Origin of the sequence: Meridianimaribacter sp. CL38 (assembly GCF_004328055.1) — a bacterium.
GTDB lineage: Bacteria > Bacteroidota > Bacteroidia > Flavobacteriales > Flavobacteriaceae > Gaetbulibacter_B > Gaetbulibacter_B jejuensis.
In genome coordinates, this window is the sequence record NZ_QKWS01000003.1 from 428636 (window position 1) to 446138 (window position 17503).

The window sequence follows — 17503 nt, forward strand, 5'->3', positions numbered from 1 at the left end:
AAAATTACAGATCCAAAATTCAATTATTATGTTTAGTTTTTATTTGGATTAATTCTAAATAGACTTAACTTTGCAGCGTTTTAACGCCTCAAACATAATAAATGATTCGTTTTTTTAGCTTTGTTTTCTTTTTATTTTCTGCTCTAGTATACTCACAAACCAGCACTATTACAGGTACAATAACTTTAAAAAATGGCGCTCCAGTAATTAATGCACATGTATATATAAAACAACTCAATAAGTTTAGCACCACAAATGATAATGGAGCTTTTGAATTTAGAAAAGTTCCTTATGGAGTTCATAAAATAGAAGTAACATCAATAGAGATTACTGACACAACATTTACAATTGAAGTAAACACCGAAAATAAAATTGTAAATTATACTGTAGAGTCAAGTAAAGACGTAGAACTTTCAGAAGTTCTAGTTGTTGGTAAATCAAAAGAAAAAATTGTTGAGACGCAAGGATTTGCTGTTGACGTTATTAAAACTAAAGAAGCTGGTATTAGAAACATACAAACAAACGAGCTTCTTAATCAAACCGTAGGTGTTAGAATACGACAAAATGGAGGTTTAGGTTCTGCTGTTAACTACAATATAAATGGATTGTCAGGTAATGCTGTACGCATATTTATTGATGGCATCCCAATTTCCACTTATGGCTCTTCTTTCAATTTAAACAGCATCCCTCCTTCAATGATTGAGAGAATTGAAGTTTACAAAGGTGTTGTTCCTGGGCATTTATCAAATGATGCTCTAGGAGGCGCTATTAATGTTGTACTAAAAGAGGATGCCAAAAACAGCTTTACGGCATCCGCTTCTTACGGTTCATTTAATACCTCTCAATTGAATTTTAATGGGCTTTACCGTTTTAAAAATTCAGGCTTTACTATCAAAGCTTCTGGTTTTTTTAATTATTCAGATAATGATTATGAAGTTTGGGGATCAAATGTATACAACATACAACCCAATGGACAATTACAGTATGTTCGTGCCAAACGTTTTAATGATGCCTTTAGATCTTATGGCGGAATTATTGAAGCAGGTTTTACTGATGTTAAATGGGCTGATAAATTCTTAATTGGTTTTACAGGTTCAGACTCTTACAACGAAATACAACATGGTGCTTTTATGACCATTCCTTACAAAGGTCGTTTTACTGAAGCTGATGCAAGCATCGTAAGCTTAACATATTCTAAAAAAGACATCTTAACTAAAGGCTTAGACTTCAACTTACATGGACTTTATGGAGAACGAAATCGAGTTATCAATGATACCGTAAAATGGAACTATAATTGGTATGGCGAAAAAAGCTTAGACCTGAATGGTCAACCTATTTTAAGACCTCAAGGCGCTCAACAAGGCGAGCCAACTATTGCAAACATTAATCGAAAGGTTTCCTCAATACGAACTGGTCTTTCCTATAGTTTAAATAAAAACCATAAGTTTTTATTAAACCACCTATTCTCAGCTGTAGATAGAAAGGATGATGATGAAATACGCTCTGTTCTAGAAAGAAGGTTTATGGGTACTCGTTATTTACACAAAAATATAACCTCATTGAGTTATGAACTTAATACATTCAACAACAAGCTAAAAGCTTCTGTTTTTGGAAAAAACTATCAACAACATATTGAAAGAACAAACCCAACGGTTGAAACTATTGATGACGAACCAACTTATGTTGAAGATGTTGTAAGTAACAACACTAGCATTCAAGGTTATGGTGTCGCTACATCCTACCAGATATCACCTTTAATTACAGTTTTAGCTTCAGCAGAAAAGGCTGTACGACTCCCAACCGAAAACGAAGTATTTGGTGATGCTGGAGATAACATTATTGAAAACCCAAACATAAGACCTGAAACAAGCAATAATATTAACTTAGGCTTAAAACTTGGGACATTCACCATAAAAAAACACGACTTATCATTAGCTACCAATGTATTTTACAGAAACATTAAAGATAGAATTGGCACACAAGTACAAACATCATTAAATAGCAATGTTCAAGTTTTACCTTTTGAAAATCAAGGTGATGTTATTTCAAAAGGAATAGATGCCGAGTTAAACTATACATACAACAACAATTTAAGAATAGTACTAAACGCTTCAAAATTAGATCTTACTTATAAGAATCAATTTAACGAACGAAAATTACCCAACGAGCCAACATTTACAATTAACACAAACGCTCAGTACCAATTTAAAAACATTCTTCAAGAAAAAGCTGAGCTAAATGTATTTTACAATTTCATGTTTGTTGACACCTTTAATTACTTGCTAGAACCTTACGGAAACAACGCTGGAACAGATTTTTTTGATGTTCCTCAACAATTTATTCATGACGCAGGAGTAAGCTACATGTTTCCAAGTAAAAAGGTAGTATTAAGCTTAGATATGAAAAACATATTCAACAAAAGAGCTTTTGACAATTTTGCAGTTCAAAAACCTGGAAGAGCCTTTTACATAAAATTAAATTATACAATCAATAACCTTTAATATATATACAATGAAAAGAAATAGCTTTAAACTTTTAACTTTTGCAGTAGCATTAAGTACGTTATTTTTCACGACTAGCTGTAGTAGTGACGATGATAATGGTGGCACTCCAGATGGTTCAGGTCAAACTGAAGACAGATGGATTACTGTTGCTGGAGCCATAATGGGAACAGATGATGGAACTCCAGGAGATGGTAATGGAGGTACTTTGGTATACTCTATAAGCAAACAAGATGCACAAGACCCAAATAAAACATTTGATGTTTTTGAAAATGGATATTTAGTTCAATCTGCTAGAACTGCACGTTTACAATCTTCAGTTGATGGTTCTACTTTTTTCAATATTGCTTATGGTGGTAGCAATGGTGGTGAGTTCCAAAAATATGTTGTTGGTGGCGGACAAGACTTTAGCCCTATTGGTGGTACTGTAAATATTTCACAATATGCAGGGACAAACCCAAGATGGGCAAAACTTTTTGATGGAGATCAAACAGGTGTTGCTGTTAATGTTACTTCACCACAAGTAAATTCAGACAATGATGGTAACTACCTATACACAAGAGGTACTGCAACTGTATTATCTTTAGATCTAGTTAATGCTTTAATCTCAGAAACTAAATCGTATGAAATTCCTCTTGCTGCGGAAGAAGAAGCTTTAGGTCATTACATTTTTAGATTAGATTCACCAGTATTAAATGCAGCAGGCGACAAATTGATTATTGGTACTTGGATGCGTAAAACTAATCCTGAAACAGGAAATAGCGAATCAGATTATGAACGTTTAGGCTCTAAGTCAATTGTTGTTGATTATCCTTCTTTAGACAACCCAACAATTATTACTTCTACTGTAGGTTATGGAGATACTAGTGGATACAGAAGTTTTAATGCTTTTGTTGCTGAAGATGGAAACGTTTACCAAGCGACTCAAAGAGATTCTGGAGGTTCTCACATTTTAAAAATAAACCAAAACAATGAGTATGATAACACATTTGTATTCAGTCTTGACACTGCTTTAGGCGTAACTGGATCATATATTCAAAACTGGAGATATGCTGGAAATGGAATTGCTTTTGTTCATTATACTCATGATGGAGCACAAACATCATCACTTTCAAATCAACAACAAAGCTATTTAGCTCGTGTAGATTTGAACTCTGCAACCGCTCAACAAGTAGATTTACCTTACCATGTAGACTTATACGCTTTTCAATATCAAGGCTTTGTAGTTGATGGTAATGATGTGTATGTAACAGTTGCTCCTGTAGGTCAAGATGGAAACATCTACATCATCAATAGCATTACTGGTGAAGTAACTGAAGGTGCAAAACTAATTAACAAACCAGGAAATCACTTTATTGGTGCTTTCTAAAATTATTGCTTTTTAGTCTTAAAAAAATCCGTAGGTGAATTTCTCTACGGATTTTTTTATTCAATAATTTTTCGCTCTTAATTTATATTTCACAATTATTTAACCTTTACCACTAGTCTAAAAGCTTCATTGACTCGTATTTATATAAAAACAAGTTTATGAACACACATTTTTGTAAAGTAGGAAGAATTAGACCAAACCTTGGGAAGGTTTTGAATCTAAAAGAATTAGAAAGTACGTATTTAAACTTTATTGAGGAAGCGTATAACGTTACCCAAACCGACTCTGGTTTGAGCGACTTTTTATACCATGAAGCTTCTAAACTCAAGAAAAGAATATTGAGCTTAAAACGTTCTAATCCAAATACTCTTGATGCAGCTTTTTAAAGTAATCAAAAGCTTTAATGAGTCTTGAACCATACCACGAAAACAGTTCACCATCTACCAAAATCACTTTAATATTTGGGTACGATGCTTGGATAACTATGGCATCACTTTCCTTAAAAGGATAAGGCTCTGTAGATAAAAAAACATATTCTGCATCCTTAAACTTTTCATCTTTCAAATCCACTTCAGGATAACGCTGTAACGCGCCAAAAACATTCTTAAAATTATTTATTGAAAGCATATAATCAATAAACGTTTGTTGTGCAGCTACCATCCAAGGGTTTTTCCAGATTAAATAAGCTACTTTAGGCTTGGGCTTATTACTTATGCCTCTTAAAAAATCTGCTTTTTTTGCAGTTATCGTTTTAACCAATTCTTGTGCTTTTTGTTCTACAGCAAACAATTCACCATACATTGTAATTAGCGCTAAGCAATCATCAATAGTGTAAATATCGCTTATGTGCACTTGAGCAACTTTAGAACAGTCCTCAACAATATCTTGGGTATTTTCTTCCTTGTTACAAAGAATTATATCTGGTTGAAGCGCTTCTATTTTATCAATATGAACTTGTTTTGTTCCTCCTACTACAGCAACATTAGTCCTTACATGCTGAGGATGCACGCAAAACTTAGTAACACCTACAAGAGATGCTTCCAACCCTAAATCGCAAATTAACTCTGTAAGACTTGGCACCAAAGAAACTATTCGCTTTGGTGTTGTATTAAACTGAAGTGCTCTATTGAGTTGGTCTTCATACATCACGATAAGATACTCTCCATTTGCTCTTGAAGTTCTTTAGCTTTTGCAGCAGAAGCCTGGGCAAAATCCTCTCCATTAGACGCATATATAATCCCTCGTGAAGAGTTTATAAGCAAACCTACATTATTGGTCATTCCGTAGTCACAAACCTCTTGCAAGCTTCCGCCTTGAGCACCAACTCCTGGCACTAAAAGAAAACTCTCAGGAATAATCTTGCGTATTTCAGCTAAATATTCAGCTTTTGTAGCACCAACAACATACATTAAGTTTTGTGAATTATTCCAAGTTTTTGAAGTTTCTAAAACGTGTTTGTACAACTCAACCTCATCAACCTTTTGGGTTTGAAAATCAAAAGCACCTGCATTAGAAGTTAACGCCAAAAGTATAGTGTGTTTATTTTCAAAAGCTAAAAATGGTTCTACAGAATCCTTTCCCATGTAAGGTGCTACGGTTACACTATCAAAAGCAAGGTCTTCAAAAAAAGCCTTAGCATACATGGTACTTGTGTTACCAATATCACCACGTTTTGCATCAGCAATAGTAAAGATTTCAGGATGCTTTACATTAAGATACATTATGGTTTTTTCAAGCGCTTTCCAACCTTTAAGTCCATAAGCCTCATAAAATGCTGTATTAGGTTTATAGGCAACACACAAATGGTGTGTAGCATCAATAATGGCTTTATTGAATGCAAAAATAGGATCTTCCTCTTGTAGTAAGTGTTGTGGTATTTTGTTTAAATCAACATCTAATCCTATACATAAAAAGGATTTCTTTTTTTTGATTTGCTCAGTGAGTTGGTGTGTTGTCATTATGCTATTACTGGTAAATATAAATTATTGTTCCTAAAATATTCTCTTCAGAAATTAATCCAAGATATCTAGAATCATACGAATTTGAACGATTATCTCCTATTGCAAAATATTTGTTCTCAGGTATATGTATTGGCCCAAAATTATCAGAATTCCATTTCTTGCCATACTCCAAACTCACTAACTCATCAATAGCATCAACACTCATGACTTCTGGATTAAGCTTCAAATTTAGTTCTTCTACTTTATTGTCATCAATAAAAACAGAAATTGAATCCGAATAAATTGAATAATAAAACTGATTACTTTCAATATGCGGAGAAATTTGAGAATCAAAATAATTTCTTTCAAACTTATACAATCTCCTTAAATCAAGACCCTTATCAATATTGATATTATTCACAAACAAAGTTCCTTTTTTTATCTCTAAAACATCATTAGGCAAACCAACTAGCCTCATAGCAACCTCATAATTCGATGTATCACTTTTTACTTCAAAACAGATAAAATCTAATCTTTCAGGTTTAACAAAACTTGACCAAACAAATTTAGCTCCTTGTTTTAAATTAGGTTCGTTAGCAAGGGTTGGATAATTATAAAACCTAAGTATATCAAACATCCAAAGAAAAGTTTTCAATACTGCTAGGACAATAAAAACTATTACTATTTTTTTCTTCATAAAAAAAGCCTCAAAAAAAGAGGCTTGTTGTTATATGGTTTCGTCACTAGCTTTCAACTTTTCAGTGTTTTCAGCCAGCATTAATTCGTCTATTATTTTTTGGATATCTCCATTAACGATGTTCTGTAAATCGTAAAGTGTTAAACCAATTCTGTGGTCAGTAACACGTCCTTGTGGATAGTTGTAAGTTCTAATTTTAGCACTTCTATCTCCAGATGTTACCATACTACCACGTTTTGCCGCATCTTCTTCTTGCTTTTTCGCAAGCTCTAAGTCATACAAACGCGAACGTAATACTTTAAAGGCTTTTTCCTTGTTTTTGTGCTGTGACTTTTGGTCTTGACACTGAGCCACCAAACCTGTTGGGATATGCGTTAAACGTACAGCTGAATAGGTAGTGTTTACCGATTGTCCTCCTGGTCCTGACGAACAGAAATAATCAATACGCACATCTTTTGGGTCTATTTCCACATCAAATTCTTCGGCTTCTGGGAATACCATAACCGTTGCAGCGCTTGTGTGTACTCTACCTTGTGTTTCGGTTTGCGGTACACGTTGTACACGATGTACACCTGCTTCAAATTTTAAAGTTCCGTAAACATCTTCACCAGACACTTCAAACTGGATTTCCTTAAACCCACCATTTGTTCCTTCGCTAAAATCAACAGTACTTACATTCCACCCTTTTCCTTCGCAGTATTTAGTATACATTCTAAATAAATCTCCTGCAAAAATACTAGCCTCATCTCCTCCAGTTCCTGCACGTAATTCAACCACTGCATTTTTAGTATCTTCAGGATCTTTTGGTATTAGTAAGAATTTAATTTCGTCTTCTAAAACAGGTATTCTTGCTTTAGCTTCATCATACTGCATTTTAGCCATTTCAACCATTTCTTGGTCACTTCCATCAGCAATGATTTCTTCAGCTTCAGCGATATTATTTACAAGCTCTTGGTACTCATCACGCTTATCAACAAGCACTTTAAGATCTTTGTATTCTTTATTGAGAGCAACATAGCGTTTTTGGTCTGAAATAATATCAGGTTGAATGATTAGGTCACTAACCTCATCAAAACGCTGTTTTACTATTTGTAATTTATCTAACATTTATCTTCTTAAAATTGTGCCGCAAAAATACGATAATTTATGAATTTAAAATGTTTAAATCTGCTCGATATACATTGCTAGATAACTCTATCCTTTTCACTCACGCTTTTTGCTATATATTTTTTTGAATATATTATAGTAAAACAAAGTCCCATAGTATAGAAAAAACGCTCAAAGTAAGACAAATTATCATAACCAAGATAGTACCCAAAGGATGAAAATATGTCTGAAAAAAGGAACAAAGCTAAAAGAAACGCAAAATACTTAGCACCTTTAAAATCAGTACTATTATACCTAAAAGCTATAATCAGAACAATCATTAAACATAAACCATGAATATAAAACAATAAGCTTAGACCTGCTTCTAGATTTTGTTCAATAGAATCAATAAGTAATTTAATTATACCGAATCCTAAAAAAGACACAAATATATAAGACAACCAATCTAAGCGGGTTATTTTGACATTTCTCTGAAGCGGAATTACATGCCACATTAACACAACATAAAAGAGAAGTTTAAATATGTTAACTAAAAAAGAAAACACAATGTTTTCATAATATATAAGTGAAATATTGGCTAATAATGCCAATACAAATGCCAGAGATAGTTTAAAATTTAAGTAGCATTTGTTATACAAAAACACTACAAATAAAAGAAACACAACAATACAATTAGTTTCATCAAAATATTTTAATCCGAATTTATATATAGATAAAAAATTGAATAAAATTAAGATGATGGTAGTTATAAATACTCCTAAATTTGTTTTAAGCATTATAAAAATAGTATGAAAAAATTACTGTAACCTTTCTTACTTAAAAGAAACTTTAAACATACAACACTTACTCTTTTATCCAAGTGTTTTTTAATAAAAAAATTTCTTTAAATTGAATTTACAATGATTTATGAATCCTTAAATTTTAATATGTACTATTAGCTACGACTACCGCTTCAAAATATTTTTATTAAAAATACGTTTTCTTAGTATTATGCAGCAATTTGGAGCTATACTTGCTTTTTATAGACCTTATTTTATTTGGTCTTTTCTTGTTAATATTGGCATTACTATATTTAACCCACACATTGTTCCTGCTGTAATTACTAAACTCTTCCTTACTGTGTTTTTGTGGTATTTAGTTACCGAAACTAATGCTAGACGAAAGCTTATTTTCTACAAAAACTTAGGTATCTCATCTTTTAAACTTTTCTCGTCCCTTTTTATAATAGACATATCTATAATGATTGTTTATATTATACTCATTAAAGAGTTTATATGACGTTAGAGGTAGATAATGTTGAGCTTTATTTTAAAAACAAATGCATTTTAAACGGTATTTACTTAAAAGCCGAAACTGGAAAAGTCACAGGTGTACTTGGTAGTAATGGTTCTGGAAAAAGTTGCTTGTTAAACATTATTTTTGGCTCGTTACAATCAAAATATAAACTTATAAGAATTGACGGAAAGCCAATTACATCTGCTTTATATAAAACAAAACTCGCAAGCTTTTTACCTCAATTTAATTATACTCCAGATCGTGCCAAATTAAAAACTGCTTTCAAACTTTTAAAGATAGACTGGAATGATTTCGTAGCAGAATTTGAATCGTTTTCATCTTACAAAGACAAAAGGTTCAATAGACTTTCAGGTGGAGAACGTCGTGTAATTGAAACTTACCTAACACTAAAAGGAAAAAACAAAATTGCTTTATTGGACGAACCGTTTTCGCACTTATCGCCTTTACACATTCAAAAAATTATAGGCTTAATTTCTGAAGAAAAGCACGAAAAGATAATTATCATAACAGATCACATGTTTAAAAATGTAATTAACACAAGTGACAACTTGTATCTAATAAAAAACAGATGCAGCAAGCCTATTAACGATCTCAAAGAACTTGAGACCTACAACTATGTTAATACAGGAAATCTAAATTAAAAGTCTACAACAACGCCAACACCTAAAAGTTGTTTCCATTGTACTCTAGCTCCTTTTTCAACAAACTCGTCTTCTACTTCGGTTGGTTCAATGATTTTTACATCATTATCGTATTTTAAATGAGACCCTAAAGTTGCTCTCACATAATTGTTTACTTTAAAATCGAAGACAACTTCCCAATCGACATCTACATTTCCAAAACTATTGAGATAGTCAGTGTAGAAACTCACTAAATTCACTATTGATATATTTTCCAGTAACGTCGTTTCGTAGGCGTTAGTTATTAAAACTCCCATTTCGGTTCGTACTCGTTGACCAGGAATAAGTACATTACCTTCGTCATCAAATTCAGCAGGTGTAACACCAAAAGAACCAGCATTAGCTAAATCTTCATCCAGAACAAATGTTGATTTAAAGGTTAATGGCGATAAATACAAATTAAGCTTCTCCATGTTCTTGCCATACTCTGCACCAACACCAAAAAACAAATAACCAGGTGCCATAAACTGAGAAATAGGATTATTTCTGTCAGGATAGTTATAACCATTGGTAATTTGCGTTTTAAAGTTAAACCTTGCAGAATAAAACCAGTTATTTAGGGTATCTTTTCTATAGCCTAAATTTGACGCTAACTCAATAACATCTTCTGTTTTTCTTACTTTTTGACTCTCTTGCTTATTAATTCCGTAACGTACAGAACCAATACTCTTCCAAACAAAATTTTTATGTCTATAAGTTAAATTAGAAGTTACACCTACAAGCGCAGAAATTGAGTTACTACCACCAGCACTCCAGTTTACAAATGCCACTTCACTTAAATCTAAACCTGCCCTATTTACCAATTCCCATTTGGGAGCAATCTCTTTAATTTTCTTCTTGAAAAACAATGAATCTGGTTGTGAGTATGAAAATTGAAATACTAATAAAAAAATAAGGTAAAAAAGGTTTTTCATTATATCATAGGGTTTAAGCGGATGTGAAAAATTTAGTAATTAAAGGTTCCGTATTCACTCTCAATAGTTAGTTTTTTAGTTGAAGACGCTTCAACTCTTCCAATAATTTGAGCGTTTACGTTAAATGATTTTGAAATTGTAATAATGTCTTGTGCAACTTCAGGAGACACATATAACTCCATTCTATGCCCACAATTAAACACTTGGTACATTTCTTTCCAGTCTGTATTTGATTGCTCTTGAATTAACTTAAACAACGGAGGAATTTCAAACATATTATCCTTAATTATGTGAAGGCTGTCTACAAAATGAAGGATTTTAGTTTGTGCTCCACCAGAGCAATGTACCATTCCGTGAATAGCATCACTATTGTATTTTGACAAAATATTCTTAATAATTGGAGCGTAAGTACGTGTTGGCGACAGCACTAATTTACCTGCATCAATAGGCGAATTTTCAACAGCATCAGTTAACTTCACATTACCAGAATACACTAAGTCTTTAGGCACAGAGGCATCAAAACTTTCAGGATATTTTTCAGCTAAATAACTATTAAAAACATCATGTCTAGCCGATGTTAATCCATTACTTCCCATTCCGCCATTGTACTCTTTTTCATAAGTTGCTTGACCAAAAGACTCTAAACCAACAATAACATCACCTGCTTTAATATTAGCATTATCAATGACATCTTCACGTTTCATTCGAGCAGTAACAGTAGAATCTACAATAATGGTTCTTACCAAATCACCAACATCAGCAGTTTCTCCACCTGTAGAATGAATGGTTACTCCAAAGTTTTTTAATTCAGAGATCAGCTCTTCAGTTCCATTAATAATAGCCGAAATAACTTCTCCTGGAATTAAATTTTTATTTCTCCCTATAGTTGAAGACAGCATAATATTATCAGTAGCACCAACACATAGCAAGTCATCAATATTCATGATAAGTGCATCTTGCGCGATACCTTTCCATACTGAAACATCTCCTGTTTCTTTCCAATACATATAAGCTAAAGACGATTTTGTACCAGCTCCATCTGCATGCATAATCAGGCAATGGTCCTCATCGTTTGTTAAATAGTCTGGTACAATTTTACAGAATGCTTTAGGAAACAAGCCTTTATCAATATTCTTGATAGCGTTATGCACGTCTTCTTTAGAAGCTGAAACGCCTCTTTGCGCATATCTTTTACTTATATTTTGACTCATGGATTTGTTTTGAGCCACAAAAATAAGGATTGTAATTTATTTTTTACCCCAATTTTGTTTCTCAATTATAGAATTGGTGTTAATAACTGTTGGTAATTTGGCTAAAATCTTTTCTCTTTTCTTAGTTCCACCTAAATAAAAGTTAATTCCGAACCCAATTCTCCAGTATACATCATCAGCATCACCAAACTCAAAACCGTCAAGTTCATCGGTAAAAACATGATTATAGTCAGCGTAAATTTTTAGCCCCAAACCCTCAATAACTATATATTCTACGCCAAGTCCTGCTTGTGCCTTCATATCTGTACGTTCAAAATAATTAGCCGTATTATAACCTGCTCCTGCAAACACATAAGGTGTGAATTTTTCATAAGGTAGTATTGTGTACTCTAAGTTCAAATCGAAAGACATAAACCCTTCATTAAAAATATCTTTATATGCAAGATTGAACTTGTTGTACCCGAAATTGATATTTAAATGAGGAAAGATATAACGTTTATAACCAACATGAAAAAACACTTCAAATAACGGATCGGTAAAATAATCTCCATTCATTACTGAAGTTCCTCCTGCAATATCAATAACATTATCACTTCTATAGTCATAAAATTTTAGCTTTTTAAAAGCTTTACTGTTATCAAGGTTTTCGTTTTCCTGACCAAAAGATATAGTCACGTAGAAAGTTAGGAATATTAAGACAAGCGTCTTAATACATTTGAATTTTGCTATCATCAATTTAGTATTAATTAAACGTTCTTTAATTAATAACAAAAGAGATTTAAAGTTCTAATTATGAGGCAATAAGAAGCGCAATATAACAAAATAAAATTCAAAGAATCAACTTATTAGGTATTTCTGAAACAAAAAAAGACAGATGATTTTAAAATCACCTGTCTTTTTCCTATTAAATGAGTGTGAAACCCATTTAATAAAACAGTTAAGTATTTACGAAAGAATATTATGACTCTTTCGTTATTTTCATTTCTGTCTTAACAACACTTGTGTCATGTGTTAATTCGTCATTCTCTACATTAGAATCATCTTGAGAAAATAATAATGTAGCAAACATCAAAGCAGCCACACTTAATAGTAACTTCTTCATTTTACAAATAATTGATTAATAGCGTCACAAACTTACTAAATTAAGTAGCTGACCTGACTATGTTTAACCAAATAATCGATTATTAGTAAAATTTAGCGTTGAAATGCTATCCTACTCATTTTCATGTACGTATACCTACTTATCAATTTTTACAGAAAAGAGCCACAAATACAGTATTTACTACTTAGTAAAAAGTAGCTCTCTGTATTTTGTAAGTGGCCAAAGCTCATCATCAACAAGTAATTCTAACTTATCACAATGGTATCTTATATCATCAAATAATGGTTTAACTTTATTACAGTAAGCATGTGCTTTCTTTTCTATATCTTCAATTTTATTTGAGGTTTTACGTTCTTCTGTCATTTTTGTAACATTAGAATTTATAGATGCAATGTGCCCAGAAATTTCTTCGATTAAATTCAACTGTTCTTGAGCTAGCTTTTTATAGCTTGTTCCATAAATTTCTTTTAACCCTTTTACATTATCAATCAAGATATTTTGATAACGAACAGCTGTAGGAACTACATGATTTCGAGCTATATCTCCTAATACACGACCTTCAATTTGAATACGCATAATGTATTCTTCCATTTCAATTTCATATCGTGCTTCAGATTCTACTTTATTCATAATACCCAACTCCTCAAAAAGGTCGATTGCCTTTTTGGTTACTTTAGCTTTTAATGCTTCAGGAGTGGTTTTATTATTACTTAAACCTCTTTTCTTAGCTTCTTTTTCCCATTCGTCACTGTAGCCATTACCTTCAAATAATATGTTTTTTGATTTTTTAATATACTCTCTAAGAATATTAAATACAGCCTCGTCTTTTTTAAGGTTTTTCTTATCTATAAGCGCATCTACTTCTTTTTTAAACTCTATTAACTGTTTTGCCATAATAGCATTGAGCGTGGTCATTGGATTTGCACAATTCGCTTTAGAACCTACAGCTCTAAACTCAAACTTATTACCTGTAAAAGCAAAAGATGAAGTTCTATTTCTATCAGTATTATCCAATAAAATCTCAGGAATTTTCCCAACCACATTAAGTTTAAGGTCCGTTTTTTCTTCTGGAGACAGTTTACCATCGGTTACATTTTCTAGTTCACTAAGTACTTTAGTTAATTGTTCCCCAATAAATACCGAAATAATTGCTGGTGGAGCTTCGTTTGCTCCTAACCTATGATCGTTACTTGCCGAAGCTATTGCTGCTCTTAACAACTCCTCATTATCATTAACCGCTTTTATAGTATTGATAAAGAAGGTTAAAAACTGAAGATTACTCATTGGTGTTTTTCCTGGACTTAATAAGTTAACTCCTGTATCGGTTCCTAAACTCCAGTTGTTATGTTTACCTGATCCATTAACTCCTGCAAAAGGTTTCTCGTGCAGCAACACCTTAAAATTATGACGTTCGGCAATCTTACCCATTACATCCATTAATAATGAATTATGGTCTACTGCAAGGTTAGCTTCATCATATATTGGTGCCAACTCAAACTGATTTGGTGCCACCTCATTATGTCTAGTTTTTACAGGAATTCCCAACAACATACACTCGTGTTCTAAATCGCGCATATACGCCATAGCTCTATTAGGTATTGTACCAAAATAATGATCGTCTAATTGCTGTCCTTTGGCCGAAGAGTGACCTAATAAAGTTCTTCCTGTTAAAACAATATCTGGTCTAGAAGCTGCCAAACCACTATCTATTAAAAAGTATTCCTGCTCCCAACCTAAAGACGCATTTACTTTTTTCACATTTTTATCAAAATACTTACACACATCTACAGCTGCATTATCAACTGCTTGAAGCGCTCTAAGCAATGGTGTTTTATAATCTAGAGCTTCACCTGTATATGCTACAAAAACTGTTGGAATACATAATGTAGTACCATAAATAAATGCTGGCGAAGTTGGATCCCAAGCGGTGTAACCTCTTGCTTCAAAAGTATTTCTTATTCCTCCATTAGGGAAACTAGATGCATCTGGTTCTTGCTGTACAAGTTGACCTCCTCCAAATTTTTCAATAGCTTGACCTCCTCCTAATGGCTCAAAAAAGGCATCGTGTTTCTCGGCTGTAGTTCCTGTTAAAGGCTGAAACCAATGTGTATAATGCGTTGCTCCTTTAGAAATTGCCCACTCTTTCATTCCTGTTGAAATATGGTCAGCAACAACCCTATCTATTTTTGTCCCTTTATTTATAGCATCCATAACGCTCATGTAAGCTTCTTTTGTAAGGTATTGTCGCATTGAAACCTCATTAAACACATTAGCTCCAAAGATTTCAGAACGTCTTTCTGTTTCTTTAATCTCTAAAGGTTTTCTTGTTAATGATTCTTTTATCGCATGAAATCTTAATGTGGACATAACGTATGTTTTTGTTTGTTAATAAAGTACAAACTTATAGTTATGATGAATTTTAAAAAAGCGAATTAACATTAGATTATTAACAATTTAACAATTAAGACGCTTTAAAATGATTATTTATTAAAATCACCCCTTAAATTTAAGGGTGTAAATAAAAAAATATCACTTGTTAATAAATTAACCCCTCAAAAATGACACTTAAAAACAAAAAAATTATATTTGTAGCTTAATTACAAAAACTATTTACACAATGGCAAAATCTAAACTTGAGTACATATGGCTGGATGGTTACTATCCTACTCAAAACATGAGAAGTAAAACAAAGATTGAAGAAGACTTTAGCGGTAAACTAGAAGACTGTCCTATTTGGTCTTTTGACGGAAGTTCAACACGACAAGCAGAAGGTGGATCTTCTGACTGCTTATTAAAGCCTGTTGCAATTTTTCCTGATCCTGAAAGAAAAAATGGATACTTAGTAATGACTGAAGTTTTAAATGCAGATGGTACTCCTCACGAATCTAACGGAAGAGCTACAATTGATGACGATGATAATGACTTTTGGTTTGGATTTGAGCAAGAATATTTCATTATGGACACTAAAACACAATTACCTTTAGGTTTCCCTGTAGGAGGTTACCCTGCGCCTCAAGGATTGTATTATTGTTCAGTTGGTGGAAAAAACACTCATGGTAGACAGCTTGTTGAAGAGCACGCTGATTTATGTATTGCTGCTGGTTTAAACTTTGAAGGTATCAACCAAGAAGTTGCTTGTGGTCAATGGGAATTCCAGTTATTTGCCAAAGGTGCTAAATTAGCTGGTGATGAATTATGGGTTGCACGTTATCTTTTAGATAGATTAACTGAAAAATATGGTTACTATATAGAATACCACCCAAAACCATTAGGAAAAGATATGGATTGGAATGGATCTGGTATGCATGCCAATTTCTCTAATACCACTTTAAGAACTTGTGGTAGCAAGGAAACTTATGAAAAAATATGTGAAGCTTTCAGACCTGTTGTTAAAGAACACATTGAAGTTTATGGTGAATTTAACGACCAACGTTTAACAGGAAAGCACGAAACTGCAGCTATAACTGATTTTAGTTATGGAGTTTCAGATAGAGGAGCTTCAATTAGAATACCTATTATCACTGTTGAAAAAGGTTGGAAAGGTTGGTTAGAAGATAGACGTCCTGCTTCTAATGCTGATCCATACAAAATTGCTGGTAGAATTGTAAAAACAGTTAAGTCAGCAAATGTTTAATTAGACATTATCTTGTTTTGTTCATAAAAACAATCACAAAAGCTTACATTAATTTGTAAGCTTTTGTTTTTTATACCACTGCGTAATAGATAAATATCAAATACGCACCAAACAACAAAAAACCTTTTAAACGTCCTAGTTCGTAACGTTTAGGCAAAAACACTAATGGAATTAATACAGCAGCAAAACCTATCATCCAAAAGATATTGGTCGATAAAATTTCTGGAGTATTTGGATTTACTGCTATTGGCTTTATAATAGCTGTAAGCCCTAAAACCGATGCAATGTTGAAAATATTTGAACCTATTAGGTTTCCTAAAGAAATTGCTTTTTCCTTTTTAAGTGCTGCGATAACTGATGCTGCTAGCTCAGGAACACTTGTACCAATTGCAATAACAGTAACCGAAATAGCATACTCGCTTACTCCAACCGCTGAAGCTAAATCTTTTGCGCCTTTTACCAACCACTCACTACCAAAATACAATGCAGCAGCTCCTATTAATAACCAAAGTATAATTTTAAAATTCGATGTTTCTTTAAGCGAATCGTCGACCTCATCTAAATTAACTTTAGTTTTTCTTCTAGAATCTTTAATAAGCACAACAAGGAATATTGTAAGCATAACAATAAAAAGCACACCTTCCATCAAGCTTAAGTAATCATCATTTTTCAGAAAAACATAAAGCAACACAGACATTAGCATCATCATTGGCCAATTCAATCTGTAAAAGTCTTTATCTACTAATAACGGAGAAATAATTGCGGTTATACCCAAAACCAAACCAATATTGGCAATATTTGAACCAATAACATTTCCTAAAGAAATATCTGAAGAACCATCTAAAGCAGCTTGTAAACTCACTAATAGCTCTGGAGCTGAAGTTGCAAAAGACACTACCGTCATACCTATTACAAGCTTGGATAATTTTAATTTAAATGAAAGTGCAACCGATGAGCGTACTAAAAACTCACCTCCTACCACTAAAAGCAACAACCCTAAAATAACCCAAATTACACTCATAAAAACTATTTTTTGGCGAAGATACTATTTA

16 protein-coding genes are annotated in these 17503 nt (G+C 32.8%); 5 read left to right on the forward strand and 11 right to left on the reverse strand.

Going from position 1 to position 17503, the window contains the following annotated elements; translation table 11 throughout:
• The first annotated feature begins 101 nt into the window (after positions 1-101).
• The 3 genes from DMZ43_RS09825 (at position 102) to DMZ43_RS09835 (ending at position 4256) form a co-directional block, all read left to right on the forward strand.
• Complete coding sequence (locus DMZ43_RS09825; protein ID WP_131507852.1) at positions 102-2501, forward strand: TonB-dependent receptor domain-containing protein; 2400 nt, start codon at positions 102-104, stop codon at positions 2499-2501.
• Between the two features lie 10 nt (positions 2502-2511).
• Entirely contained in the window at positions 2512-3870 is a 1359-nt protein-coding gene (locus DMZ43_RS09830; protein WP_131507854.1) for a hypothetical protein, read from the forward strand.
• Between the two features lie 158 nt (positions 3871-4028).
• The gene (locus tag DMZ43_RS09835) at positions 4029-4256 is read left to right on the forward strand and encodes a Lacal_2735 family protein (protein WP_131507856.1); all 228 of its coding nucleotides are present in this window, start codon (positions 4029-4031) and stop codon (positions 4254-4256) included.
• On the opposite strand, the gene DMZ43_RS09840 is transcribed toward DMZ43_RS09835, so the two are convergent.
• The 5 genes from DMZ43_RS09840 to DMZ43_RS09860 all read right to left on the reverse strand — a co-directional run bounded on the left by DMZ43_RS09840 (position 4225) and on the right by DMZ43_RS09860 (position 8390).
• On the reverse strand, positions 4225-5016 hold the full coding sequence (locus DMZ43_RS09840; RefSeq protein ID WP_131508014.1) for an ABC transporter substrate-binding protein: 792 nt from the start codon (positions 5014-5016) through the stop codon (positions 4225-4227). The genes DMZ43_RS09835 and DMZ43_RS09840 overlap by 32 nt on opposite strands.
• Positions 5016-5828 carry an orotidine-5'-phosphate decarboxylase gene (gene pyrF / locus DMZ43_RS09845; protein ID WP_131507858.1) on the reverse strand — a complete coding sequence of 271 codons (813 nt, stop codon included), beginning with the start codon at positions 5826-5828 and terminating at the stop codon, positions 5016-5018. The genes DMZ43_RS09840 and pyrF overlap by 1 nt, the downstream gene beginning before the upstream one ends.
• A gap of 7 nt (positions 5829-5835) precedes the next feature.
• Positions 5836-6507: a signal peptidase I gene (gene lepB, locus DMZ43_RS09850; RefSeq protein ID WP_131507860.1), complete on the reverse strand. Its 672-nt coding sequence runs from the start codon at positions 6505-6507 to the stop codon at positions 5836-5838.
• A gap of 30 nt (positions 6508-6537) precedes the next feature.
• Positions 6538-7614: a peptide chain release factor 1 gene (gene prfA, locus DMZ43_RS09855; RefSeq protein WP_131507862.1), complete on the reverse strand. Its 1077-nt coding sequence runs from the start codon at positions 7612-7614 to the stop codon at positions 6538-6540.
• A 77-nt stretch (positions 7615-7691) separates the two neighbouring features.
• Positions 7692-8390, reverse strand: coding sequence for a hypothetical protein (locus DMZ43_RS09860; protein ID WP_131507864.1), 699 nt, complete (start codon positions 8388-8390; stop codon positions 7692-7694).
• 498 nt (positions 8391-8888) lie between these two features.
• Here DMZ43_RS09860 and DMZ43_RS09870 point away from each other — a divergent pair, with 498 nt between their 5' ends.
• A complete protein-coding gene (locus DMZ43_RS09870) occupies positions 8889-9551 on the forward strand; it encodes an ABC transporter ATP-binding protein (RefSeq protein ID WP_131507868.1) in 663 nt (220 codons plus the stop codon).
• On the opposite strand, the gene DMZ43_RS09875 is transcribed toward DMZ43_RS09870, so the two are convergent.
• The 5 genes from DMZ43_RS09875 to DMZ43_RS09890 all read right to left on the reverse strand — a co-directional run bounded on the left by DMZ43_RS09875 (position 9548) and on the right by DMZ43_RS09890 (position 15184).
• Positions 9548-10504 carry a DUF3078 domain-containing protein gene (locus tag DMZ43_RS09875; RefSeq protein ID WP_129761573.1) on the reverse strand — a complete coding sequence of 319 codons (957 nt, stop codon included), beginning with the start codon at positions 10502-10504 and terminating at the stop codon, positions 9548-9550. The two genes, DMZ43_RS09870 and DMZ43_RS09875, sit on opposite strands and share 4 nt — an antisense overlap.
• Before the next feature lie 32 nt (positions 10505-10536).
• Entirely contained in the window at positions 10537-11715 is a 1179-nt protein-coding gene (locus DMZ43_RS09880; RefSeq protein WP_131507870.1) for an AIR synthase related protein, read from the reverse strand.
• A gap of 36 nt (positions 11716-11751) precedes the next feature.
• Entirely contained in the window at positions 11752-12390 is a 639-nt protein-coding gene (locus tag DMZ43_RS09885) for a Curli production assembly/transport component CsgG (RefSeq protein WP_238155807.1), read from the reverse strand.
• A 283-nt stretch (positions 12391-12673) separates the two neighbouring features.
• Positions 12674-12817 carry a hypothetical protein gene (locus DMZ43_RS14860; protein WP_161566749.1) on the reverse strand — a complete coding sequence of 48 codons (144 nt, stop codon included), beginning with the start codon at positions 12815-12817 and terminating at the stop codon, positions 12674-12676.
• A gap of 180 nt (positions 12818-12997) precedes the next feature.
• Positions 12998-15184: a glutamine synthetase III gene (locus tag DMZ43_RS09890; protein WP_131507872.1), complete on the reverse strand. Its 2187-nt coding sequence runs from the start codon at positions 15182-15184 to the stop codon at positions 12998-13000.
• A gap of 250 nt (positions 15185-15434) precedes the next feature.
• On the opposite strand from DMZ43_RS09890, the gene DMZ43_RS09895 reads away from it, so the two are divergent.
• Positions 15435-16451, forward strand: coding sequence for a glutamine synthetase beta-grasp domain-containing protein (locus tag DMZ43_RS09895; RefSeq protein WP_131507874.1), 1017 nt, complete (start codon positions 15435-15437; stop codon positions 16449-16451).
• Between the two features lie 70 nt (positions 16452-16521).
• Here the strand turns inward: DMZ43_RS09895 and DMZ43_RS09900 are convergent, their stop codons facing one another.
• Positions 16522-17472 carry a calcium/sodium antiporter gene (locus DMZ43_RS09900; RefSeq protein WP_131507876.1) on the reverse strand — a complete coding sequence of 317 codons (951 nt, stop codon included), beginning with the start codon at positions 17470-17472 and terminating at the stop codon, positions 16522-16524.
• Between the last annotated feature and the right edge of the window lie 31 nt (positions 17473-17503).